A 722-nucleotide genomic window follows, 5' to 3' on the forward strand; every position below is an offset into this window, starting at 1 on the left:
TGCTAAAGGATGATTCTCTCCGACGACTGCAACCACCGGGTCTTCATAAAATTCCGTCACTTCCATCTTTTTCTTTGCAGGAAGGACTACAAAGCCACAATCTACTTCACCTGAGCAAATCATTTCCTCCAGTCTATCATAATCGTCACAGCATTTCATCTCGACCTCTACTCCCGGATAGTGCTTCTGATACTCTTTTACCATGGCAGGCAGCCAATTAGTATGAACACTGCTGAAGCTCCCAATTCGCAGCAACCCAGAACTCAAATTCTTTATCTCATGGACCTTGTTCATCAGAAGGTTTTCACAATTGCATACACTGCGAATATATGGTAGCAGCAGTTTTCCTTCTGCGGTAAGCACTGTACCTCCATAATTGCGAACAAACAACTCTACACCAAGTTCTTCCTCCAAAGAATTAATCAGATAGCTGACACCGGTTTGTGTGTAGCCTAAACTCTCAGCTGCCTTTTTCAAACTGCCCATTTCTACTACAGCTAAAGCCGCTTCATATTTCGGATTCGGCATGTTCGTCCTCCTTTCTCCCCACAAGCAAAAGAGGGGGGGTATAAGTTTTTCTTCAAATTCAGTGAACAATTTCTCGTTTTACATTTACCCTATTTTCGATTATACTATTCTCGAAGAACAAGTGCAAGAGAAAATCCAAGCTCTCTATGTGCTTTAATCGTCATAGCAAGTCAAACACTTCTGTCATGTTTTAC

The 722-nt window shown here is 42.0% G+C and carries 1 protein-coding gene; it reads right to left on the reverse strand.

Translation table 11 applies throughout. From position 1 onward, the window contains the following. A partial coding sequence (locus D1841_RS17865; RefSeq protein ID WP_166554353.1) for a LysR family transcriptional regulator occupies positions 1-528 on the reverse strand: 528 nt, incomplete at its 3' end. Positions 529-722 lie beyond the last annotated feature (194 nt).

The sequence above is a fragment of the Neglectibacter sp. X4 genome, assembly GCF_009917365.1.
Classification (GTDB): Bacteria; Bacillota; Clostridia; order Oscillospirales; family Acutalibacteraceae; genus Acutalibacter.